General features: G+C 46.1%; 19 protein-coding genes and 1 pseudogene. 7 read left to right on the plus strand and 13 right to left on the minus strand.

The window, feature by feature from the left end; translation table 11 throughout:
* Positions 1 to 1,550: 1,550 nt before the first annotated feature.
* Both QT973_RS23615 and QT973_RS23620 read left to right on the plus strand, forming a co-directional pair.
* Positions 1,551 to 3,017, plus strand: coding sequence for a DEAD/DEAH box helicase (locus QT973_RS23615; protein WP_333052713.1), 1,467 nt, complete (start codon positions 1,551 to 1,553; stop codon positions 3,015 to 3,017).
* Between the two features lie 184 nt (positions 3,018 to 3,201).
* A complete protein-coding gene (locus QT973_RS23620) occupies positions 3,202 to 3,423 on the plus strand; it encodes a hypothetical protein (protein WP_333210490.1) in 222 nt (73 codons plus the stop codon).
* A 200-nt stretch (positions 3,424 to 3,623) separates the two neighbouring features.
* Here the strand turns inward: QT973_RS23620 and QT973_RS23625 are convergent, their stop codons facing one another.
* Complete coding sequence (locus tag QT973_RS23625) at positions 3,624 to 4,184, minus strand: hypothetical protein (RefSeq protein ID WP_333274686.1); 561 nt, start codon at positions 4,182 to 4,184, stop codon at positions 3,624 to 3,626.
* 396 nt (positions 4,185 to 4,580) lie between these two features.
* Between QT973_RS23625 and QT973_RS23630 the strand changes: the two genes are divergently transcribed.
* Complete coding sequence (locus QT973_RS23630) at positions 4,581 to 5,780, plus strand: Coenzyme F420 hydrogenase/dehydrogenase, beta subunit C-terminal domain (RefSeq protein ID WP_333147617.1); 1,200 nt, start codon at positions 4,581 to 4,583, stop codon at positions 5,778 to 5,780.
* Between the two features lie 181 nt (positions 5,781 to 5,961).
* Positions 5,962 to 6,774, plus strand: a complete 813-nt coding sequence (locus QT973_RS23635) for a leucine-rich repeat domain-containing protein (RefSeq protein ID WP_333373791.1) — start codon at positions 5,962 to 5,964, stop codon at positions 6,772 to 6,774.
* A gap of 115 nt (positions 6,775 to 6,889) precedes the next feature.
* Here the strand turns inward: QT973_RS23635 and QT973_RS23640 are convergent, their stop codons facing one another.
* On the minus strand, positions 6,890 to 7,261 hold the full coding sequence (locus QT973_RS23640) for a DUF2237 family protein (RefSeq protein ID WP_333052718.1): 372 nt from the start codon (positions 7,259 to 7,261) through the stop codon (positions 6,890 to 6,892).
* Positions 7,262 to 7,310: 49 nt separating this feature from the next.
* Positions 7,311 to 7,772: a GNAT family N-acetyltransferase gene (locus QT973_RS23645; RefSeq protein ID WP_333392303.1), complete on the minus strand. Its 462-nt coding sequence runs from the start codon at positions 7,770 to 7,772 to the stop codon at positions 7,311 to 7,313.
* 236 nt (positions 7,773 to 8,008) lie between these two features.
* On the opposite strand from QT973_RS23645, the gene QT973_RS23650 reads away from it, so the two are divergent.
* Positions 8,009 to 8,641, plus strand: coding sequence for a Vat family streptogramin A O-acetyltransferase (locus tag QT973_RS23650; protein ID WP_333392305.1), 633 nt, complete (start codon positions 8,009 to 8,011; stop codon positions 8,639 to 8,641).
* Between the two features lie 346 nt (positions 8,642 to 8,987).
* Here QT973_RS23650 and QT973_RS23655 read toward each other — a convergent pair whose 3' ends face one another.
* The gene (locus QT973_RS23655; protein ID WP_333392307.1) at positions 8,988 to 10,226 is read right to left on the minus strand and encodes a methionine gamma-lyase family protein; all 1,239 of its coding nucleotides are present in this window, start codon (positions 10,224 to 10,226) and stop codon (positions 8,988 to 8,990) included.
* 80 nt (positions 10,227 to 10,306) lie between these two features.
* On the opposite strand from QT973_RS23655, the gene QT973_RS23660 reads away from it, so the two are divergent.
* Both QT973_RS23660 and QT973_RS23665 read left to right on the plus strand, forming a co-directional pair.
* A complete protein-coding gene (locus tag QT973_RS23660) occupies positions 10,307 to 11,119 on the plus strand; it encodes an acyl-CoA desaturase (protein ID WP_333392309.1) in 813 nt (270 codons plus the stop codon).
* A gap of 485 nt (positions 11,120 to 11,604) precedes the next feature.
* On the plus strand, positions 11,605 to 12,423 hold the full coding sequence (locus tag QT973_RS23665) for a fatty acid desaturase (RefSeq protein WP_333052724.1): 819 nt from the start codon (positions 11,605 to 11,607) through the stop codon (positions 12,421 to 12,423).
* 114 nt (positions 12,424 to 12,537) lie between these two features.
* On the opposite strand, the gene QT973_RS23670 is transcribed toward QT973_RS23665, so the two are convergent.
* The 9 genes and pseudogenes from QT973_RS23670 to QT973_RS23710 form a co-directional block, all read right to left on the minus strand.
* Positions 12,538 to 13,383: an ABC transporter permease gene (locus QT973_RS23670; RefSeq protein WP_333052725.1), complete on the minus strand. Its 846-nt coding sequence runs from the start codon at positions 13,381 to 13,383 to the stop codon at positions 12,538 to 12,540.
* 137 nt (positions 13,384 to 13,520) lie between these two features.
* Entirely contained in the window at positions 13,521 to 14,432 is a 912-nt protein-coding gene (locus QT973_RS23675) for an ABC transporter permease (protein ID WP_333233983.1), read from the minus strand.
* Positions 14,433 to 14,660: 228 nt separating this feature from the next.
* Positions 14,661 to 15,791, minus strand: coding sequence for a spermidine/putrescine ABC transporter substrate-binding protein (locus tag QT973_RS23680; protein ID WP_333392311.1), 1,131 nt, complete (start codon positions 15,789 to 15,791; stop codon positions 14,661 to 14,663).
* A 179-nt stretch (positions 15,792 to 15,970) separates the two neighbouring features.
* A complete protein-coding gene (locus QT973_RS23685) occupies positions 15,971 to 17,101 on the minus strand; it encodes an ABC transporter ATP-binding protein (protein WP_333266051.1) in 1,131 nt (376 codons plus the stop codon).
* A gap of 257 nt (positions 17,102 to 17,358) precedes the next feature.
* Complete coding sequence (locus QT973_RS23690) at positions 17,359 to 18,132, minus strand: DUF4340 domain-containing protein (RefSeq protein WP_333392314.1); 774 nt, start codon at positions 18,130 to 18,132, stop codon at positions 17,359 to 17,361.
* A gap of 19 nt (positions 18,133 to 18,151) precedes the next feature.
* A complete protein-coding gene (locus QT973_RS23695) occupies positions 18,152 to 20,182 on the minus strand; it encodes a Gldg family protein (protein WP_333052730.1) in 2,031 nt (676 codons plus the stop codon).
* 44 nt (positions 20,183 to 20,226) lie between these two features.
* Positions 20,227 to 21,129 carry an Rpn family recombination-promoting nuclease/putative transposase gene (locus QT973_RS23700; protein ID WP_333052731.1) on the minus strand — a complete coding sequence of 301 codons (903 nt, stop codon included), beginning with the start codon at positions 21,127 to 21,129 and terminating at the stop codon, positions 20,227 to 20,229.
* A gap of 114 nt (positions 21,130 to 21,243) precedes the next feature.
* Positions 21,244 to 22,044 (minus strand): ABC transporter permease, encoded by an 801-nt coding sequence (locus QT973_RS23705; RefSeq protein ID WP_333052732.1) that lies wholly within the window; start codon positions 22,042 to 22,044, stop codon positions 21,244 to 21,246.
* A 40-nt stretch (positions 22,045 to 22,084) separates the two neighbouring features.
* A pseudogene (locus QT973_RS23710) lies at positions 22,085 to 22,374 on the minus strand (hypothetical protein); the annotation flags it as partial.

The raw sequence follows: 22,374 nt of genomic DNA on the forward strand, positions 1-22,374 counted from the left end.
TGATCTGGGAGCTCGATCTTTTGTCTAAAATTGTGGGATCGACCCTCATGAGTTGACGTGGCACTGTATCCGGTGCTCGGCGGGGTCAAGTCGATTTTAGATTTGAGATTTGAGATTTGAGATTGACTGCACAGACTGATCTGGGAGCTCGATCTTTTGTCTAAAATTGTGGGATCGACCCTCATGAGTTGACGTGGCACTGTATCCGGTGCTGGGCGGGGTCAAGTCGATTTTAGATTTGAGATTTGAGATTTTAGATTGACTGCACAGACGGATCTGGAAGCTCGATCTTTTGTCTAAAATGGTGGGATCGACCCTCATGAGTTGACGTGGGACTGTATCCGGTGCTCGGCGAGGTCAAGTCGATTTTAGATTTTAGATTTTAGATTTGAGATTGACTGCACAGACGGATCTGGAAGCTCGATCTTTTGTCTAAAATGGTGGGATCGACCCTCATGAGTTGACGTGGCACTGTATCCGGTGCTGGGCGGGGTCAAGTCGATTTTAGATTTTAGATTTTAGATTTTAGATTGACTGCACAGACTGATCTGGGAGCTCGATCTTTTGTCTAAAATGGTGGGATCGACCCTCATGAGTTGACGTGGGACTGTATCCGCTGCTGGGCGAGGTCAAGTGTAAGTGTTGCTGGAACTGTCGCCTGAGACGGTGAGGCGAACAAAAACCAGACACCAGCCAAAAATGATTAGCGGATTGTGCAGCAAAAGTAACGGTTTGTACAATATTGTGCAAAGATAGGTATCAAAGGGTTCTAAACTTTTTTAGCCCCTATCTGGCAATCGACCCTCCCCCTAGGGGTGCGGTAATCTCTACAGAACGATCGGAGAATTTTAACGAATTTAATGTTTTGTTTCTGAATGTAAAGAGTTATGATGATAACAAGCCAGAAATAAGCGGGGATAATTTGAGATTGCTTCGCCGTCCGCCTTACACCACAACGGTATCCCGAAAGAGTGTTGAGATGGATAGGCGGTAACGGTAGCCCAAAAAGGAATACAAGCCTCCGGCTTAAGTCGTGGAGAGATAAAAATTTTAGAAGAAAGTTAAAGCTCCCTGATTCATCTGTGGAGTCAATCTAAAATCTAAAATCTAAAATCTAAAATCGACTGACGGTCGCCCCATCCCCTGCTCAATCCCGCAGGCGACGGATTGCGGGATAGCGCCTGAACCAAACAACCTGTTACTACTACTATGTAGTGAAGTGGGGCTGGTCATGATCCTCACTATAAAATGCCTAAGAGGGAAAGCTTGCAAGTACCTCAAAGGAAGTCCAATGTCCTGTTTTAAGAATGTTGGAAGCCTATAACCCGACCCCTGGCGGTTGGTATCGGTGATGTCACAAAATCAAAGACGGCTGTCGAATTGGTAAATTTAGTCACCATCGACGGAGCTGCCCTATACTCGATTGCTATTTAAGAAGGTGCGCGCAGGCGCAGCACCATAAAGAACTCTTATGAGTTCCTGCCGCCGAGCAGAAATCCGCATCCGAGTTGGGCAACTTAGAAGGCTAAGACTCGTTATTAGGAGCATTAATGAATTTATTGTTTGAAGGCTTAGGTCTTTCGGAAGAACTCGTTCTCCATCTGGAAACACTAGGCTTTACAGAACCTACTCCCATCCAAGTACAAGCAATTCCGCACCTGTTAGCAGGTCGCGACGTTGTGGGTCAAGCCCAAACAGGGACAGGCAAAACGGCAGCATTCTCGTTGCCCATCTTGGAGCGGATTGATTTAGATGTGACTGCGGTGCAAGCACTGGTGCTGACGCCGACTCGCGAATTGGCGATGCAAGTAACTGAAGCCATCCGTGATTTGAGCGGCATCAGCAGCGACGGCCCGGTAAAAGTGGGTCGCTCTCTGCAAGTTCTGACAGTGTACGGCGGTCAATCGATCGATCGTCAAATGCAGCGTTTGAAGCGCGGCGTGCACGTCGTTGTCGGTACACCCGGACGCATATTGGATATGCTCAGCCGCGGCAGCCTGAAACTAGACAAGGTACAATGGCTGGTTTTGGATGAAGCTGACGAAATGCTGAGCATGGGCTTTATCCAAGATGTGGAAAAAATCTTGGATGCTGCACCAAAAGAACGTCAAACGGCATTTTTCTCGGCGACGATGGAACCTTCCATTCGGAAATTGGTGGCGCGGCATTTGCGTAACCCAGTCAACGTCACCGTAGAACAGCCAAAAGCAACGCCAAAGCGCATCAGCCAAGGTGTGTACATGATTCCCCGCGGCTGGTCGAAGGCAAGAGCCCTACAGCCAATCCTAGAAATGGAAGACCCGGAATCTGCACTGATTTTTGTGCGGACTCGGCAGTCGGCAGCAGAACTCACCAGCCAACTGCAAGCAGCAGGTCACAGCGTTGATGAGTATCACGGTAATTTGAATCAGGCACAACGGGAACGTTTGTTGCATCGGTTCCGCCAATGTCAGGTGCGCTGGGTAGTGGCGACTGATATTGCGGCGCGGGGTTTGGACGTGGATCACTTGACTCACGTGATTAACTACGATTTGCCCGACAGTGTGGAAAGCTACGTTCACCGGATCGGACGCACGGGCCGGGCTGGTCGCGAAGGAACGGCGATTACGCTGATTCAACCGGTCGATCGCCGCAAACTGCGTTTGATTGAACGCCACGTGCGATCGAGCTTGACAGTGCGAAACATTCCGACACGGGCGCAAATTGAAGCACGTCAGTTGGAAAAGATGCAGGGTAAAGTTCGCGAAGCTTTGGCTGGCGAACGGATGGCATCTTTCTTGCCTCTGGTGTCTCAGTTATCCGAGGAGTACGACTCCCACGCGATCGCCGCTGCTGCTTTGCAAATGGCTTTCGATCAAAGCCGTCCTGCTTGGATGGGCGCTGATTACGCTCAACAAGAAGATCCCCCGATTGGTGGAGAAAACAGCGTCAAGCCTATCTTGATCAAAAAGCGGGCTAAGACTGGTGAGACGACTTTTTCTGGAGCACCGAGTGCTCCTGTTCCCCAGAACCGCTAATTGGTAGGGTGCACTCGGTGCACCTTATTTAGAATTATTGTAGAGGTGCGATCGATCGCACCTCTACTTTTTTTATGGGTAATATCAAATCCGTTGAGATCGGAATTATTCATCTCTCTCTTCTCTTCCTCTGTGCCCTCTGCGCTCTCTGCGGTTTAATTATTCCAAAACAACATAAGTCAATATGCAAGTTAGCGATCGGACAATTTCTGTAACTAATTCTACACTGAGAACGTTAATTGATGAATTGGGTACGGAGTGTCAAAATGTGATTGCTTTAATCTATCAGCTTCAGTTACCTGATTTGAGCGATCGACAAAAAGCTGAAATTATAGCAGAGTTCCTTCCTCTCTGCAATCCATCTGAACGTGCACTGCGGAGAGGATTTTCAGACACTAATTGCTGAGGAAATGACAAAATTGTCGGATGAGGATGAAGAGGATTAAGGAGACGCGGGCGATTCCCTACGGGATAGCTACGCACGCGCGTACATGAGGAAAAAGCCCTCCTGTCAACTCACCGAAGAGCTAAAAATCCTCATAAATAAGGAATAAAGTCCTTACTACAAACTTGTGAACCGGGACTTTTGCACTGTTATTTAATATTTCAGTTTAGCTGTGTGCTCACAATAATTTTTTGCACGCGATCGCCCTTAATTTCCACAATCAAATTAGAAGCCTTTTGGTCATTGCTGTAAGTCAAGCGAGTCACTCCACTTTTAACAGATTGCGACCCGTAACCGTAAGTTTTAACGACTTTTTGGCTGTTATCTCCTAGCTTCACACCATCCATTGTCAGAAACTTGGGATTGGTAGTAGAAACTAAATAAACTTTGCCCTCCCATGCTGCTACCGTCAATCCTGAGTAAGTTAGCGTGCGAATCTTGCCACCGATGCCAGGCCCAGCAGGTTTAGTTTCGTCGCGCTGCGGTTTTCCCAACTTACGTTTTGCCTCTTCTACAGCCATCCCCAACCGAACGCCGCCAATCCCCAGGCGCGAATAGTTCAGCGCCGCCGGCTTTTGTGTCGCGCTGAGCATTCTTTCTAGAGTCACAACAGTTTGATTCATAGCGGGAACAGGACGAACTAAAGCAGCAAATCCTAAGCTCGAAATTGCGAGATTCATCATGATGCCAGCGACGGCTGTTGTCACAAACATTTTTACCATTTTTTTATAGCTTTATTTGGCAATGTATTCGCGCGATCGCCCCCTCGATCCGGATTGATACTAATAGGACTTACACAAAGACTCCTCGACGCACTGCGATGATCTGAAACCGAATTTTTTTACCCAAACTACACAAAGAAACCCGGTTTTTACCCTAAATCTTAGGTTTAACAGTGAGGTGTTCAGGAAGAAACCGGGTTTCTAGCGCCAGCTAGGTAAGTCCTGACTAATATTTTTTAAGTTTTGAAAACCGCCAATTTCGGGCGAACCGAATTTGCTCCCGCACAACCTTGCGTCCGCCTGCGGGGAATGAAAGAAAGAATAAAGGAGGTAAATCAAGGGAAATTGCTGTGATATCCTAACAAAAGCCATATCTGCATAAAATAAGTAATTTAGATGACCGCAACAGATTCTACTAAACACCAAAAATCCAAAGCCCTCAAACCGGGTAGCCGCCGCCCCGCTAAAGAACTGTGCAGCGAGTGCGGTTTGTGCGATACATATTACATCCATTATGTCAAGGAATCTTGTGCTTTCTTAACACAGCATATTGCAGAATTAGAAGCAGAGATTCACGGGCGATCGCGAAATCTCGACAATCCCGACGATTGGTATTTCGGAGTCAGTCAAAACATGATGGCGGCTCGTAAAAAAGAACCAATTGAGGGTGCTCAATGGACGGGAATCGTCAGCACAATTGCCATTGAAATGCTCGAAAAAGGAATTGTAGAAGGCGTTGTTTGCGTCCAAAATACAAAAGAAGACCGCTTTCAACCGATGCCGATAATTGCTAGAAATCGCGAAGAAATTCTGGCAGCAAAAGTCAACAAACCAACACTCTCTCCCAATCTTTCAGTATTAGAACAAATCGAAAAATCGGGGATGAAGCGGCTGTTAGTAATTGGTGTCGGCTGTCAAATTCAAGCCTTGCGAACAGTCGAGAAAAAACTCGGTTTAGAAAAGCTCTACGTTTTGGGAACTCCCTGCGTTGATAATGTCAGCCGTGCAGGCTTGCAGAAATTCCTAGACACGACTAGCCGTTCTCCTGAAACGGTGGTTTCTTACGAGTTTATGCAAGACTTTAACGTTCACTTCAAACACGAAGATGGTTCGGAAGAAAAAGTGCCGTTTTTTGGCTTGAATACTAAGGAATTGAAAGATGTTTTTGCTCCTTCTTGTTTGAGCTGTTTTGATTATGTGAATTCTTTAGCAGATTTAGTTGTCGGCTACATGGGCGCACCTTTTGGCTGGCAGTGGATTGTGGTGCGAAATGACACCGGGCAAGAGATGTTAGATTTGGTAACGGATCAGTTAAATACTCAGCCGGTGATGTCTAAGGGAAACCGAAAAGAAGCGGTTCAGCAAAGCATTCCGGCTTATGAAAAAGGAGTGACTTTGCCGATGTGGGCGGCGAAGTTAATGGGCGTGTTTATTGAGAGAATTGGGCCGAAGGGTTTGGAATATGCCCGTTTTTCGATTGATTCTCATTTCACTCGCAATTATCTGTACGTGAAGCGGAATTATCCTGAGAAATTAGAGGCTCATGTGCCGGAATATGCTAAGCGGATTGTGGGACAGTATAAGTTGCCTGAGTGAGGTGATTCGGAGAGTTTTTAAGAGGTATTTTGCAGGGACATGATATTGCCCTCTTTCCTTCAGTCCGGCAGGGGTTGAAACCTCTGCCTCAAAGCTTAAGTCCTTTGAAAAGGACTGAATCAATTATTGGTTGTGTTTGTGGTGCAAGATGGCTTTAACTTTCAATTAGATATATAAGATTATGACACTTATAGTGGCACAGAAATATATCAATTTACCAAGGTCGATCGCACTTACTGGTTGTGGGCTTCTAGCATTATCTGGAAATGGAGTGTCGGCGAAGGCTGCAGAAACGCGATCGGGAAACAAAACATTTGCTGAATGGTGTCGCGAAAAAGATTCTTTGACTCCAGAAGCTAAACATACTGTTGAGATGCTGTTGAAGGAAGCAGGGACTAGAGAGTGCGATGTGGCTAATCAGAAACTTTCGAGTCTCACCGCACTCTTCCTCTGGGGTAATCAAATCAGCGACATCAAACCTTTAGAATCTTTGACTAACCTGATTACACTCCACATTAGTAACAATCAAATCAGTGACATCAAACCGCTAGCATCTTTGCCTAACCTGATTACACTCTCCGTCGGCAACAATCAAATCAGCGACATCAAACCGCTAGCATCCTTGACTAAACTGACTACTCTCCAACTCAACAACAATCAAATCAGCGACATCAAACCGCTGGCATCTTGGACTAACCTGACTTGGTTAGACATCAGCAACAATCAAATCAGCGACATCAAACCGCTAGCATCCTTGACTAAACTGACTTGGTTAGACCTCAACAATAATAAAATCAGCGACATCAAACCATTGCTATCTTTGACTAAACTGGCTGCGATCAATCTCGAAAACAATCAAATCTATGACATCAAACCATTGCAATCCTTAACTAACCTGACTTGGTTACAACTCAGCGGAAATCCGATCGCCCCCAAAACTTGCCCACTCAAGCCAGAGTCTATCTGTAAGTGGGAACCACAAGCTCAACCATAAAACTTTACAGTGACGTTCGATCGCACTTAAATATTTCTGTTACGAAGGATAAATTTGCTATTCATCAGAAAAAGACGATCGCCCTTATTGACTAAAAGCGATCGCACCTCCCTTCCTACAAATCAGCAGCGTGCTGCTTCAATTCATCCAAAGAAACGTATTCCAAAGTCAGGGCGTGAGTCGCACCCAAAACCACAAGCGGCGCACATCCCGCATCCATTGCTTCCTTCCAGCGAGAAGCGCACAAACACCAGCAATCCCCAGGCTTCAAACCGGGGAAATTAAATTCGGGAACCGGAGTGCTCAAATCATTTCCATTCGACTTAGTGAATTGCAAAAACTCTTCTGTCAGTTGAGCACAAACAGTGTGAGCCCCAAAGTCACCACCACCTGTATTGCATTTGCCGTCCCGATAATATCCTGTCATTGGCGAAGTGCAGCAAGTCTCTAACTTTCCGCCCAGCACATTTGTAGCTTCCGTCACCATCGCAACTCCTGAGTAAAACTCTTCGATCTAATTTTACACAAATCGTTGTTTATATATTTTTTTCCATCGCAAAGTTGATGAATTTTTGTCCTCGCCGTTCTACTTCTTGTTTTCTAATCACCATAAATCCCTGGCTTTCAAAAAAAGGTCTAGCTGTAATGCTGGCTTCGGTAAATAACTTGTTAATTCGTAATTCTTTAGCTTTTGACTCAATTTGTTTTAAAATTAGCCTACCAACTCCTTGTCTTTGAAAATTTTTATGACAGTAAAAGCGATCGATATGGCCGTTTGCTTCTAATTCCCCAAAACCTGCAATTTTCTCACCCTCTTCTGCTACGAAAGTAAATTTACTGCTTAAACTTTTAGTCCAACTTTCGATATCCATATCTGCTGGCGCCCAAGCATCTACTTGTGCTTGTGTGTAATCGCGGATGTTTACTTCGTGTATGGTGTCGTAAAACAGTTTTACAATTTGTTGGGTATCACCGATTTCGTAGGTTCGTATTCTCATAAATTATCTCACTGCGATCGCTTCTTTGATATTAATTTGGGATTTTTAACCGCTTCGCAACACGGATGGATGTTGGCTTTTACCATTGTGTCTCATTTCTTGCAGGGCGATCGCCCCAAATTTTCTCTCCCACCCCTTGACAAAAACTCTTACTCTATGTTAACGAATTAGAAGCAAACCTCACTCGAATTAACACTACATTAATCCAGCAGCTTAACGAATAAGCATTGAAACTTATGACAGAAATTGGGCCCGATCCAAACCGACCTTATCCGATGGCCGATCAGCGGCGCGTATGCTTCATCAAAAACTTTATTAAATCCCCCAACATTATCGTCGGCGATTACTCATATTACGACGATCCAATAGATCCAGAAAACTTTGAAAAAAATGTACTTTATAACTACGGAAACGACCGATTAATAATTGGCAAATTTTGTGCGATCGCCACCAACGTCAAATTCATAATGAACGGTGCAAATCACAAACTCGACGGGATTTCAACTTATCCTTTTCCGGTTTTTGGGAATGGTTGGGAAACAGCCATGAATTTATTAATGGAACTGCCAAGTAAAGGCGATACCGTCATTGGCAATGATGTTTGGATCGGCTATGAATCCCTGATTATGCCCGGAGTCAAAATCGGCGACGGTGCCGTCATTGCTGCCAAATCCGTTGTAGTAAAAGACATTCCCGCTTACACCGTTGTCGGTGGAAATCCCGCCCATCCAATCAAACAGCGTTTTAGCGATGGTGAGGTTGCACAACTATTAGAAATACGGTGGTGGGATTGGGAAATCGACAAGATTTCCCGCAATGTCAGTTTGATTATGCAAGGTGATATTCAAGCACTCAAAAAAGCTGAGTAAACTCGCAAATACAGCGATATTAATTTTAACTCTGATGCTGAGTACAGGTTCCGGCGCGATCGCGCCGGCGAACCAACTCCCAGCAGCCGATCCCGGATACATCTTCTAATCTGCGTTCATCAACGTCAATCAGCCTGCATCTGCAGTCAATCGATTTTAGATTTTAGATTTTAGATTTTAGATTGACTTGCGCGAGATAAATGCGGGGGCAATAAGTGATTTTCGATTTGCGATTTTGGATTGATTCCACGGATAAATCACGTGGGGGGTACCACATGAAGAAATTCGTGGTCAAAAAATCCCCCAAAATCACCATGCAAACCCAGGGAACCCCCGTACCGCACCGCTACGACTTATTTGCTGGGCCCACAGCCTCGATCGCATCCTCCAGGGCGATCGATACATGAGTCCAATGAGTCCCCCCCTGACAAAAAGCCACGTAAGGCTCCCGCAGAGGCCCGTCAGCCGAAAACTCCGACGTACTCCCATCGATAAAAGTACCCCCAGCCATCACTAACTGACTTTCATACCCGTGCATCGGAGCCGGCACCGGATCTAAATAGGAACCGACGGGGGAATTTTGCTGAACAGCCCGACAAAAAGCAATTAACTTATCAGCAGAACCGAATTCGATCGCCTGAATCACATCTCGTCTTCTAGCCAAAGGCATAGGATTCACTCGATAACCCAACTTATAAAAAACATAAGCCGTCAAATGATTGCCCTTCATCGCCTCGCCCACACAACCGGGAGCCATAAACAAACCCTGAAACAGCAACCGATTCAAATCAAAAGTTGCGCCGCCGCTGCTGCCGATTCCCGGTGCCGTCAAGCGACAAGTTGCCGCCTCCACCAAATCCGCCCTGCCGGCGACGTAACCTCCAGCAGGGACGATCGTACCCCCCGGATTTTTGATTAAAGAACCAGCCATCAGATCCGCACCCACAGCAGTAGGTTCGCAATCATCAACAAACTCCCCGTAACAATTATCAACAAAGCAAATTGTGTTAGGATTCTGATGTTTGACTATGGCGACGATTTTTTCAATCTCAGAAATAGACAAACTCGACCGCCAAGAATAGCCGCAAGAGCGCTGGATAAAAACTAGGCGAGTCTTTGCTGAAATAGTAGAGCTCAATGCCTGCCAATCCACACTTCCTTCGCGAGTTAGAGGCAACTCACGGTAACTAATGCCAAACTCAAGCAGTGAACCTTGACCTTGCCCGCGCAAGCCGATCACTTCTTCTAAAGTATCGTAGGGAGAACCAGCCACTGCCAACATTTCATCACCAGGACGCAGGATGCCAAAAAGAGCACAGGCGATCGCGTGAGTACCCGAAACAAACTGTACCCGGACAGCCGCGGCCTGGGCCCCTACCACTTCGGCAAACACCCCGTCCAAAGTCTCCCGACCCAAATCATCGTGGCCGTAACCCGTAACCCCTGCAAAATGGTGGACTCCAACCCGGTGGCTGCGAAAAGCTTTTAAGACTCGTTGAAGATTTTGCTTGACTGTAGTGTCAATACCAGAAAAAATCTGAAAGAGTCCCTGTTCTGCTTCCTGTAGCCGTGAAACGCTATTCATCTATACCTCGCTCACCCTTTGCGTGCGCGCTGTTCATTATGGCGTAGATGCGGCCCCTAGTTTGTAAACATAATATATTCATGACGATTGCAACTTCCAAAAAAACTTCTCCTGATTGGCCTGTCATAGGCTTTATGGCCTTTCTGCACATCGGTGCTTTATTTGCTTTGCTGCCGGGTAATTTTAGCTGGTCTGCGGTCGGGCTAGCAGTCTTCCTGCATTGGGTAACAGGTGGTTTAGGAATTACTCTCGGATATCACCGCCTCGTCACCCACCGCAGTTTTCAAACACCGAAATGGCTAGAGTATTTTCTAGTTATTTGCGGTACCCTTTCCTGTGAAGGTGGCCCGATCGACTGGGTAGGAATGCACCGGTTACACCACATCCATTCCGACACGGAAACAGATCCCCACGATTCCAATCAAGGCTTCTGGTGGAGCCACATGGGTTGGATGCTCTCGGATCTCCCGATCAGAGTGGAAATCCCCCGCTTTACTAAAGACATCGGCGACGACCCAGTATACAAGTTTCTCCAAGCATATTTTATCCCCATCCAAGTCGTCTTCGGTGTGTTGCTTTATTTATTAGGCGGCTGGTCTTTCGTGGTTTGGGGCGTGTTTCTGCGGATCGTGGTGGTGTTCCACTGCACTTGGCTGGTTAACAGCGCTACCCACAAATTCGGCTACCGCACCTACGAATCGGGCGATCGCTCGACCAACTGCTGGTGGGTGGCTCTGCTCACCTACGGCGAAGGCTGGCACAACAACCACCACGCCTTTCAATACTCGGCTCGCCACGGTCTCCAATGGTGGGAAATCGACTTCACCTGGATGACAATTCAATTGCTGCAATCGCTGGGTTTGGCAACCAAAGTGAAATTAGCAGAAAAATAGCGATCGGCAATTAGTCATTGGTTGTCGCTCATCAGTTCTGGACTAATAGCTTGTGACCAATGGCTAATCCTGTTTTTGCGATCGGTATAGGTTGGGTTGAACAGAGATCGAATCCCCTGGTGCGATCGACCCAACCCAAACCCGAATCAGTTATAATATAATTGGGAACAAAAAATTTTGTTTAGCAGCCAAAGTTTTTATTTTCAGAATATAGCAATCCTAAATCATTTGCATAATTATTGTAGGGGTAATCCCACGCCCGGTTGCCCGATAGATAGGGGGTAGGCACTCTTAGCACTACCCCTACCAATTTATCTGAATCATTTAGGATTGCTATACAACCGTAAATTTTTTTCAATCCTAATCCCAAATCTATCATTGATTCTTTATTAGTTTGGGCAAGTGTGCAGCAAAAAAGTTCACTGCTCAATCCCAACTATTATGCGTGAATCTAGCTCGGCATCTCATCAGAAATCAAAAAGAGAATGACAATTGCAACGCAAGAAAAACTCCAATACAATTGGAAGCACGTTATTAGTTTAGCAGGACTTCATATCGGCGCTTTGTTCGCACTGCTACCCAGTAACTTCAATTGGACAGCAGTTGGTTTAACAGTATTCATGCACTGGATAACCGGCGGTTTGGGAATAACTCTCGGATGGCATCGCCTGCTCACCCACCGCAGTTTTCAGACACCAAAATTCGTAGAATACTTTCTAGCATTTTGCGGAGCCCTTGCCTGTCAAGGAGGAATAATTGATTGGGTTGGGCTGCACCGATTGCACCACACCCACTCTGACCAAAATGCGCTCGACCCTCACAATGCCCAAAAGGGTTTTTGGTGGAGTCACCTCGGCTGGATGCTATATAAAGGTCCAGCTCACGCTGAAATTCCCCGCTGCACAAAAGACATTTCGAGCGACCCCTTTTACCAGTTTTTGCAAAATTACTTTCTGCCAATTCAAATCGCCTTTGGCGTGTTGCTTTACTTAGCAGCCGGCTGGCCCTTTGTAGTTTGGGTAATTTTTGTCCGCTTAGTTTTCGTTTATCACTGCACCTGGTTTGTTAACAGCGCCACTCACAAATTTGGCTATCGCACTTACGAAACAAAGGATAGTTCTACTAACTGTTGGTGGGTGGCTGTCCTGACTTACGGCGAAGGCTGGCACAACAACCACCATGCTTATCAATACTCTGCGCGTCACGGGATGGAATGGTGGGAGATTGACTTCACTTGGATGACAATTCAAGTTTTGGAAGCACTAGGTTTGGCTACTAAAGTGAAATTACCAGCAGCAAAATAGCAGCAATTCTGTCCTAGACGCAGAACCAATGTAGGGTGGGTACTTCGCACCTTACCGCTTCAGAAACCCGGTTTCTTTAAGAAACCGGGTTTTTTGGTTACTAATAACCTATGACTAATGAGTCCGTTTTTGCTCGCCCCGGCCGCGCAAATATTCCGCTAAAAACGCCAATCCTCCCGAACCTACTATCAACAGCACGCTGAGAGCATTAATATCCGGTTTCACCCCAGTCCGAATCCGGCTAAAAATTTCCATCGGCAGAGTTGTAGTCCCGCTACCTGCGGTAAAACTCGCAATCAAAAAATCGTCCATGCTGAGGACAAAAGACAGGAGACAACCCGAAACAATTCCGGGTATTAATTGAGGGAGCAAAACTTTAATAAAAGCTTCAACAGGCGTTGCACCCAAATCCAAGGCAGCCTCTTCTAAATACGGGTTTAAATCGGCCAATCTAGTAGAAACAGCTAGGGCGATGTAAGCCAGACAAAACACAACGTGAGCGGCGACAATCGTCCACAAACTCAGAGGAATCGCCAGCGCTGCTAAAAATACCAGAGTAGCAACTGCGGTAGCAATATCTGGAATAATAATCGGCAAGTAGGAGACTCCCTGATATAAACTCTTGCCTGGAAAGCGGTAGCGGGCTAAACCAACCGCCATCAAAGTGCCGAGTACCGCCGAGATTGCCACTGCACAAACAGCCACTGTTAAACTGTTTCTCAGGGCAATTAAAATCCGCGTATCGCTAAATAATTTAACGTACCAATCTAAGGTAAATCCTTCCCAGCCGGCGCTAAAACGCGATTTGTTAAAGCTGTAAAAGGTGAGTACCAGGATGGGCAGGTACATATAAAAAAACATCACAACGGCAAATATTACCTGCCAAGAAACCTTAAATTTAGGTTTTAAGTACATATCGGCTTGTATGTCCTCCTGTGTATTTTCGGGGGTATTTTCCATTTCTCGGTAATCGGTAATTGGTAATTAATTGGTAATTGGTAATTGGTAATCGGTTGTTGTCAGTTGTTATTTGTGAGTAGCTACCAATAACCAGTAACCAATAACTAATGACTAATAACTACTGACTAATGACTTCTTTAAATTGCATTACGATCGCCATATTTGAGCAAAAGGGCAATTCCGATACTCACTGCAAAGATTAATACCATACTCAGAGCCGAACCCAGACCCCAATTTTGAGTCGCCCCCAAAAATTGATTGTAAATTAAACGAGCCGCCGTCATGCTCGAAGCTCCACCGAGCAACTCTGGATCGACAAAATCGCCCAAACAGCTAATAAATACTAGCAAAGAACCCGCAGCAATTCCGGGCATCGTCTGAGGTACTGTCACTTTCCAGAAAGTTTCCACTGGGTTCGCACCCAAATCCTGAGATGCTTCTAGCAACCTGCGGTCTAACTTTTCCAAAGAAGCGTAGAGAATTGTCACGATATAAGGCAAATAACTGTAAGCCATGCCGATTAAAACTGCGGAGCTTTGATTAAGCAATTCTAGAGGAGGAATGCCTACAAGTGCCAGCAGCGAGTTGAGAACCCCCGTAGGACGCAGAATTGTAATCCAAGCATACGATCGCAACAGCGAAGAAGTCCACAGCGGCAACACAAAGCCTAACAAAGTTAAATTCCGCCACTTTTTCGAGACATTGAGGGCGATCCAGTAAGCGACGGGAAATCCCAGCAGCAAACACAGAATAGTAGTCCCCGTTGCGAAAAAGAGCGATCGACCCATCACCTGTAAATTCAGCGGCTCAAACACTCGCAGGTAATTGCCGATTCCCGAAGGATTCACCAAATCTCCTGGCTTAATATTCGGAACCAAACTAAGCTGAAAAATCACCAAAGTTGGTATGACTAATAATAAAAGCAGCAACAAGCCAGAAGGGCCCAGCAATGCCAGTGGCCCAGCCCACGCCGACCAGCGAGAAACAGTTTCAGCCTTCGAGGGAGAACCGGGAGGAAGAGGAGGGGGAGCTTGAGTGGAAACAGCCATAAATAAATAGTTTTGAGTTTTGAGTTTTGATTTGTAGGGGCGGGTTTCACCTACAATAATCGCCTAAAATAAACAATCTCATAAACCCGCCCCCACCCCACGGTAAATCGAAATGTAATGTAGGGGCGGGTTCACCTACAATCATCGCCTAAAATAAACAATCTCATAAACCCGCCCCCACCCCACGGTAAATCGAAATCTACATGAAATTTATGGCAATAAATAAGATTAGCCGCTGGTTAATTGAGTCCAATAGCGATCGTACACGTCTATAAATTTTCCTACCGGCGCAACACCTTCGCAATTTTTCAAAGTTGCCTCAGAAGGGAAAAGAATTTCATTTTCGCGGACTTCCGGCGTCAGCAAACTAAAAGCATCTTCCGAAGGAGTTGAGAAACTGAGCCGTTCTACTAAAGAAGCAGCGACATCCGCTTGCAGCATAAAGTTAATCCACTTATAAGCTGCTTCTGGATTGGGAGCACCTTTAGGAATTACTAAAGTGTCAGTCCACAGAGAAGAACCGCTTTTTGGCACAACATAGCGCAATTTGTCATTATCTGGAATTACCTCATTAGCATCAGAAGAATAACACATAGCTACCTTCAAATCCCCCGTCAGCATTTGTGGCCGCCAAGCATTAGTGGTAAAAGATGCGATCGCCGGTTTGAGTTCAACCAACTTTTCATAAGCTTGTTTCACTTGCTCTGGGTTCGTAGAATTGAGAGAATAGCCCAACATTCGCAACGCAGCACCCATAACTTCTCGAACATCATTTGCCAGCGTCATTCGCCTTGCTAACTCCTGTTTGTGCTTCCACAAATAGTCCCAATCTTCAGGAGCTTCTTTGAGCTGTTCGCTGTTGTAAATTAAGCCTGTGGTTCCCCAACTCACAGGGACGCTGTAGCGGTTTCCTGGGTCATAGACGGGGTTTTGGAACTGTTTTTTTAGCCGATCGAGTCCGCCCAAAATCGAGTGGTCTAATTGGCTCAACAGCCCCAGTTCCGTCATCTGAATCACCATGTAGTCAGACGGGTAAATGATGCTGTAGGCGCGGGCGCCACCGGCTTGAACTCTCGCCAGCATCGACTCATTGGAGTCGAATACATCTGCGATGACGCGGATGCCTGTTTTTTCGGCAAAGCGATCGAGCAAAGCGTTATCGGTATAGCCTGCCCAAGTATAGATGAAAAGTTGGTCGGCAGAACCTTTGACGGGAGGAGCAGATTGTACGTCTGCAAGTCGCCAGCCGCAACTCGAAACAGCTAACCCTGAAATTGTCGCCGCCGAATTTTTTAGGAACTGACGGCGTGTAGAATTAGCCGGAAAAATCCTGGAAATTGGTAAGTTAGTCGGAGGCACAGTTCGATTTTAGATTTTAGATTTTAGATTTTAGATTTGGAGATTGAAGATTGAAGATTGGGGAATTGGTAATTAAGAATTGGGAATTGTCCTATGTTATTTGTTAGGAGAACCAACCACCAACAAATAATCAATGACTGATGACTGATGACTAATATCAACTACCAACTGCCAACTGACTAATTCCGATCGCTCAAAGCGAGACAATCAGTAGTTCCCCAATAAGCATAAATCGGCGTGTGCGGATCTGGGAAAGAGCCGCCTGTATTTGGCTGGCGCACCGTAATTTTATCGCCCGAAGCCAACTCAACGACGTAATGAACGTGCGTGCCCATGTACATAGTATTTTTGAGCCGCCCTTCAAAACAGTTGACCGACACTTCCGGCTGGTAGAGATTCAAATATACTTTTTCCGGTCGAACGCTGACCACAACCGAGTCGCCTGTGACACCATTCCACATATCCGACTGCTGAACGATTATTTTCAGATTGGCTGATGTGCGAACTGTGATAGTCGATCGGTCGATCGATTCTACCGTACCCGCAAACAAATTCGTATCCCCAATAAAATCCGCCACAAAAGCCGTCTGCGGACACTCATAAATTTCTTCAGGAGAGCCAATTTGCTCAATCCTGCCCTCGTGCATCACCGCAATCCGGTCAGACAGACTCATCGCCTCTTCTTGGTCGTGAGTCACCATCACAAAAGTCAAACCCAATTCTTGATGCAAATTCGACAGTTCCAACTGCATCTGCTTCCGCAACTTCAAATCCAGAGCACCCAGAGGTTCGTCCAGCAGCAGAACCGCCGGTCGATTTACCAGAGCTCTCGCCAAAGCCACCCGCTGTTGCTGGCCGCCCGACATTTGACCGGGAAACCTGTTGGCGAAAGATTCCATTTTCACCAATTGCAAAACTTCCCGTACCCGTTCTTCAATTTCTGCTTTCCCCAGCTTTTTGATCCGCAATCCAAAAGCGATATTGTCCCAGACATTCATGTGTCCGAACAAAGCATAGCTTTGAAACACAGTATTTACCGGACGGCGGTAAGCTGGAGTGTTGGTCATCGACTGGCCGCGAATCATTAATTCGCCAGCCGAGGGAGTCTCGAACCCAGCGATTAAGCGCAGCGTCGTAGTCTTGCCGCAGCCGCTAGGCCCGAGGATGCTAAAAAATTCTCCTTGGCGGATGTTGAGGTCTACTCCGCGGACTGCGGTTTCGCCGTTAAATACCTTAAATACCTTGCGGAGTTCAACGTCAAACGCTGTATCCGCTGCTGTCGTACCTTGGTTGAGTGCTGTCTGAAACATATTCGCCCTTTCCTGGGGGTAATGCACGCCACTTAAATACAGTTTAAGTTTAGACTTTTTTGTATTTTAGGTGAGGAATGTTGAATGTAACAGGTTTTGGGATTTGTTCTTTAAATTCTATCCCAGAGTGCACCATTGTCCGCAACAGGCTTTTCGGCCTGTTCCACAAAGAGTAAATTTTCTCGCTTCACAGGCCGAAAAGCCTGTTCATAAAAGCCTTATTGAGAATGGTGCAACATCGAGGAGCGACTGGGCATCTATTTATTCTCAGGACTTGGCGTGGGAGATGGTTTTTGCGGTTTCTCTGTTTTGGGTGCTTCTGCTTTTTTCCACTCTGACAAAGGTCGCTGGACGGCATTTTTAAAGTCAAATGGCACTAGCAGCACGGGCAAATTTTGGGCGGAATTTTGAGGGGGCGCTTCCGGCGGATTGGCTTGAGCGTACAAGAAGCGGCCGCTAAAGTCTGTTTTGCCTAATACTAGGCGGTGAGTTTCCTGGTTGTCCAGTTTTACTGTGACTGTAGCTTGGGGTTGGTCGAGACCGAATTCTGGCAGTTGAGCAGCAGTAATATTAATCGTGCGATCGCTCTTTCCTGTTGCCAGCCTGTCTAGCAAAAAATCCACCGATGCCTGACTCGCGTGTGCTTGCACTGGCAATTTCATTTCCCAGCTAGACTTGCCTCCTTTTGTAGCATAAACTCGCTCAAAAGTCAATATTTTTTCGGGAGTTTTGACTGTAAAGAATTGTACGCGATCGGAGTTAAAAGCAAAAATTTTCTGTTGTTCTTCCTTAGCAGCTTCCTGTTTAGGAGCCACTTGCATCTCGAACAAAGCAACCAACCCAGTCATGCTAAGTGCGACGGCTATCAATACAAATGTATTTTTCTGCAATTTCATAGTAACTGGGAATTGGGCATTGGGAATTGGGCATTGGGCATCGGGAATTGGGAATTGGGCATTGGGGAGTCTGTTATTAATAACAACTGACAACTGACAACTGTCAACTGTCAACTGACAACTGTCAACTGACAACTGTCAACTGTCAACTAACTTATCTTCTCTTCCACCAGATAGCGCCCCCAATTCCCAGTCCGAGTAAAGGCCAAATTAGCCAAGCTAAAACCAGCAATCCTACTTGGATAGCCGTCATGTTAATGCGACGGTTAGTAGCTTTTTTCGGACTGATAGAAAAGCTTTGCTGGTCTGGTTTACTCAACCAACTGACTGAATTGAGAAACACGTCGCTATTGAGTTGTTGGTCAAACCAACCGTTAGTCACAAATTGAGATGTGCCAATTACTACCATTCGCGATGTTTTTCTAGGAGTTGAAGGCGCAGAAGGAGTTGCGGTTGGACTGGGAGATGCTGTGGGAGATGCTGTGGGAGATGCTGCTGGTGTTGGCGAAGTCGTCGGTAATGCTGGAGGCGTTGCTTCTTGCGAGACAATCACCGAATAGCTGATTGGGGAAGCTGTTGGCGAAGTTGTCGGCGATGGTGAATCTGTCGGCGATGGGGAATCTGTCGGCGATGGGGAAATTGTCGGTGAGGGTGAATCTATCGGTGAGGGTGAATCTGTCGGCGATGGTGAATCTATCGGCGATGGTAAATCTGTCGGCGATGGTGAATCTGTCGGCGATGGGGAAATTGTCGGTGAGGGTGAATCTATCGGTGAGGGTGAATCTGTCGGCGATGGGGAAATTGTCGGTGAGGGTGAATCTATCGGCGATGGGGAATCTGTCGGTGATGCTTGGGGTGAAGGCGAGGGTGAAGTAGGTGTTGGTGAAGGTGAGGGCTTTGAGGGAGTGCTGTCAGTGGTCGATCGAACTAAAGCTACACCTAATAATAGCGGGCCTTGTTTATCGGTCTTCTGATCGAACTCCAATTTCTTAGTCGTTAAATCGCTTTCCGCCCAACTTTCCTGACTCGTCCAAATCAGCGGTTTTGCCTCTATCCCTTCTACTGGCGAGTTTTCCAAAGCACGCGCAAACGGATAAAATGAAATGCCGTTGCCAAAACTTTGAGTAATCGGATGTTCGCCGTAGCGCCTGACTGTGGGAACCGTGGGGCCCAGCCCAAATCTTTGACCAGTGCCCGAAGCATCGATGGCCAAACGGGCGTCTAGTTTTACGCCCCATTCTTCCAGCAATTTGCCCAATCCCGTATCAATTGCCGGGTCTACCATTAACAATAAACTGCCGCCGCGATCGAGATAAGCTCTTAGTGCTTTAATTTCTGTATCGGAAAACGGTTTGTCCTGGCCGGGAACGATTAAAGCATCTGCATCTTCTGGCACTTCTTTGCGTTCGGTCAAATTCAGGGTTTGGACGTTGTAGTATTTATCTTTCAAAGCTTTTTCAGCTTGCTGAATTCCGCCTTGACCTTCCTGTAGCGGGCGGGCTCCTTTGCCTTGCAAAAAGTAAACTCTAGCAACGCGAGTGCTCAGGATTTCTTCTAAGCCATTGGTAAGTTTTATCTCTGAAAGACCTTGATTTGGGTCGCTACCAAAAGCGGTGCCACCTTTTTGCAGTACCTGTTTTCTGTCGCCGGATTGCAGGTAAACTTCTCCGATGCTAGTAATACTAAATTCCCGCGCTTTTCCAGGTTGGGTCTGCGGGTCAACAAACTCGAATTGGAACTTTTCGCCTCCCTCGCGTTTGTAGCTTTGCAGCAATTCTTTAATTTGGGGATTTTGGATGGGGTCAAATACCCAAACTTTGACTGTTTGTTGCAGGTTTCGCAGTATTTGTTGAGTCTGCGGCGCAAGGGTAAATTGTTGGCTTTCGGTTAAGTCGATGCGGACGGGATAGCGAACGGCTATGAAGTTAATTACTCCGAGTATCACAAAGACGGCGAGGGTAGCAATCAGGGCGTTGGTGCTGGCTTGGGTGGAACGCTGCCCCCAAAAGCTTTGTTCGTAACTCAAATATAGCAGCCAAAGGGCGATCGTCACTGCTCCGGCAATAACTAAACCGACTGTCAGCGGGTCCCATACTCCAGATACAAGTGCTGCTGTTACACCCGCTGCGATGAGGAGGGGGCCCAGCAAAAAAACGTATTTCCAATTTGTTTTCCTAATTTTCATAATGTAAATATTGAGTGACAAAATTATGGTTGAAGGATGTTATTCTATATCGCATTAGCCTGCAACCATGCTGTTAAATCGGATGGCTTGTTGAAATCGATCACGGCATCTCCTAGTTCTTCTAATTCCTGTATACCTAATTGACGGATGCTGTTTTCAGTTTCCGGTTGTATTGTGCCTAATCGCTTCACTAGCTGACGCAATATTAACGAGAGTTGAGCGGCTTTTGTCACCTGTTCTCTTGCTACATCTATGGCAATCTGCTGGTCTTGAATCCACAGTTCTTGCTTCTGCAATTCATTTAATTCTTCCTGAGTGAAGTTTGCCTCGCTGGCAATTCTAAAAGCTTTCTGAATTTCGGGAACTGCACTGAGTGTTTCTGGTACTGTCTCCAGAGTGCTGGTCTTTTCGAGAAAGTAAATCCATTGATCTGCCGTTGTTTCTAATTCTGCTAATTCCTTGCTAAATTTTGGCAGTTCGATAAATACTAATTCTATTTGAGTATCTGGACACTCAAACTGTTGCTCTTTTTCTTTGAAAACAAACCGTGACATAAATTCCGGCTGATTTTCAAACATTTCAAAGTCGGCAATTTTTAAGGAAATTACTGTTTTTAGTCTTTCGTAGCGCTCTTTTCCTGTTAATTGTTGGCTGTAGCTTTTGGCAGCGTTGTACAAAACTCTGTTCCCAAAGGAAGGCACGTTGATCAGTTGAATTTCAACTAGGGCGATTCTGCCGCCGTTAATTGTGGCTTTGACATCTAGGTGTGTGTCTTGGGTTGCGAGAGTTTGAGGTTCTGGTTGGGATTCGATTATTTCTAAGTCTTCGATGACCGGCTGTGCTTCATAAAGGATGGCGTTTAAAAAATTAATCAGGATGTCTTTGCTGTCGCTGGAACCGAATATTTTTTTGAACGCAAAGTCGATTTTGGGATTGATAAATCTCATTGTTTGAGGTATTTTGTAGAATGATTAACAGGGAAAAATAACCTTCCCTTTGCTCTTTACTTCTCTTTACTTTGGCAAAAATAACCTTCTCTGTCTCTGCCTTGTCTAGTGTTTTTAAGAACGCTGATATCGCAAGGCATCGATGGATTGGGCGGTCAGAAATACTCCTAAAATGATGTAACTGGCAAACATAATTAAACTGCTGGTATCGAAAACTCCCTTGACAAGATTGGTGTAATTTGTTAGGAGCGACAAATGTCCTAATGCTGTTCCGAAGGGGCCACCGATACTGACGGCGACTGCATCGATCACCCAGAGAAATAATACTAGAGTGAAGGTGAGGATGGCTGATAAAATTGTGCTGTCGGTGAGGGAGGAAATAAACATTCCGAGGGACAATACTCCTGCTGCTAGTAAGATTAAGCCGCCGTGTCCTAGCAGAAGAACTCCGGGGGGTACGGGTGGGGTTGAGGAACTGAGGGCGATCGCCTCGCAGAACAGCAGGGGCAGCAACATTGTGGTATAAAATGTTAAAACTCCCAGGAGTTTGCCGGTAGCAACTGCCCAGTTTGTTAAGGGCGATGTGGCTAATAGTTCTAAGGTTCCACGTTTGCGTTCTTCTGCGTAAAGTCCCATTGAGAGTACGGGTAGTACGAACAAGGAAAGGGAACCCATGATTCGCAGGAAGAGTTGCAGGAATTCGTAGGCTACGTCGATGGGAGGTTCGGTAATTCCCATTTGGTCTCGCTGGCCGATTTGGGGAATTAACCCGTCGGGGGCGAGGAGGATGGCTATTAAAAAGTAGCCGGTGATTAGCCAAAAGACTGCTGCGATGGCATAGGCTAATGGCGATGCAAAATAGCTTTGTAGTTCTTTGCGGTAAATTGCGACAATATTACTAATCATTACTAACATTTAGGAATTGGGAATGGGTAATTGGGCATTGGTAATTGGTTCATTCTGAGTCGCCTGCGGGTGGTGTTTCACTGCTGTCGCTATCCTGTTTTTTTCTTTCTATTGGTCGCTTTTTGGTAACAGGTGGCTGTTCGGGCCGAGAATCGCTACTCGGTTGTGGCTTTTTTTTAATTGGCCGATTTTTTACAACTGGTTGGGATTCTGGTTGAGAACGTTCGATCGACTTTGGTGCATCTAAAATCGGTTCAGGTTCTAGTGGAGAAAGTTCGATCGACTTTGGTGCATCTAAAATCGGTTCAGGTTCTAGTGGAGAAAGTTCGATCGACTTTG

Origin of the sequence: Microcoleus sp. Z1_A1, assembly GCF_036700305.1 — a bacterium.
GTDB lineage: Bacteria > Cyanobacteriota > Cyanobacteriia > Cyanobacteriales > Microcoleaceae > Microcoleus.

Coding starts and splice junctions, on each gene's coding strand:
- QT973_RS23615 (WP_333052713.1), top strand. CDS start 1,551: ATGAATTTATTGTTTGAAGGCTTAGGTCTTTCGGAAGAACTCGTTCTC.
- QT973_RS23620 (WP_333210490.1), top strand. CDS start 3,202: ATGCAAGTTAGCGATCGGACAATTTCTGTAACTAATTCTACACTGAGA.
- QT973_RS23625 (WP_333274686.1), bottom strand. CDS start 4,184: ATGGTAAAAATGTTTGTGACAACAGCCGTCGCTGGCATCATGATGAAT.
- QT973_RS23630 (WP_333147617.1), top strand. CDS start 4,581: ATGACCGCAACAGATTCTACTAAACACCAAAAATCCAAAGCCCTCAAA.
- QT973_RS23635 (WP_333373791.1), top strand. CDS start 5,962: ATGACACTTATAGTGGCACAGAAATATATCAATTTACCAAGGTCGATC.
- QT973_RS23640 (WP_333052718.1), bottom strand. CDS start 7,261: ATGGTGACGGAAGCTACAAATGTGCTGGGCGGAAAGTTAGAGACTTGC.
- QT973_RS23645 (WP_333392303.1), bottom strand. CDS start 7,772: ATGAGAATACGAACCTACGAAATCGGTGATACCCAACAAATTGTAAAA.
- QT973_RS23650 (WP_333392305.1), top strand. CDS start 8,009: ATGACAGAAATTGGGCCCGATCCAAACCGACCTTATCCGATGGCCGAT.
- QT973_RS23655 (WP_333392307.1), bottom strand. CDS start 10,226: ATGAATAGCGTTTCACGGCTACAGGAAGCAGAACAGGGACTCTTTCAG.
- QT973_RS23660 (WP_333392309.1), top strand. CDS start 10,307: ATGACGATTGCAACTTCCAAAAAAACTTCTCCTGATTGGCCTGTCATA.
- QT973_RS23665 (WP_333052724.1), top strand. CDS start 11,605: ATGACAATTGCAACGCAAGAAAAACTCCAATACAATTGGAAGCACGTT.
- QT973_RS23670 (WP_333052725.1), bottom strand. CDS start 13,383: ATGGAAAATACCCCCGAAAATACACAGGAGGACATACAAGCCGATATG.
- QT973_RS23675 (WP_333233983.1), bottom strand. CDS start 14,432: ATGGCTGTTTCCACTCAAGCTCCCCCTCCTCTTCCTCCCGGTTCTCCC.
- QT973_RS23685 (WP_333266051.1), bottom strand. CDS start 17,101: ATGTTTCAGACAGCACTCAACCAAGGTACGACAGCAGCGGATACAGCG.
- QT973_RS23695 (WP_333052730.1), bottom strand. CDS start 20,182: ATGAAAATTAGGAAAACAAATTGGAAATACGTTTTTTTGCTGGGCCCC.
- QT973_RS23700 (WP_333052731.1), bottom strand. CDS start 21,129: ATGAGATTTATCAATCCCAAAATCGACTTTGCGTTCAAAAAAATATTC.
- QT973_RS23705 (WP_333052732.1), bottom strand. CDS start 22,044: ATGTTAGTAATGATTAGTAATATTGTCGCAATTTACCGCAAAGAACTA.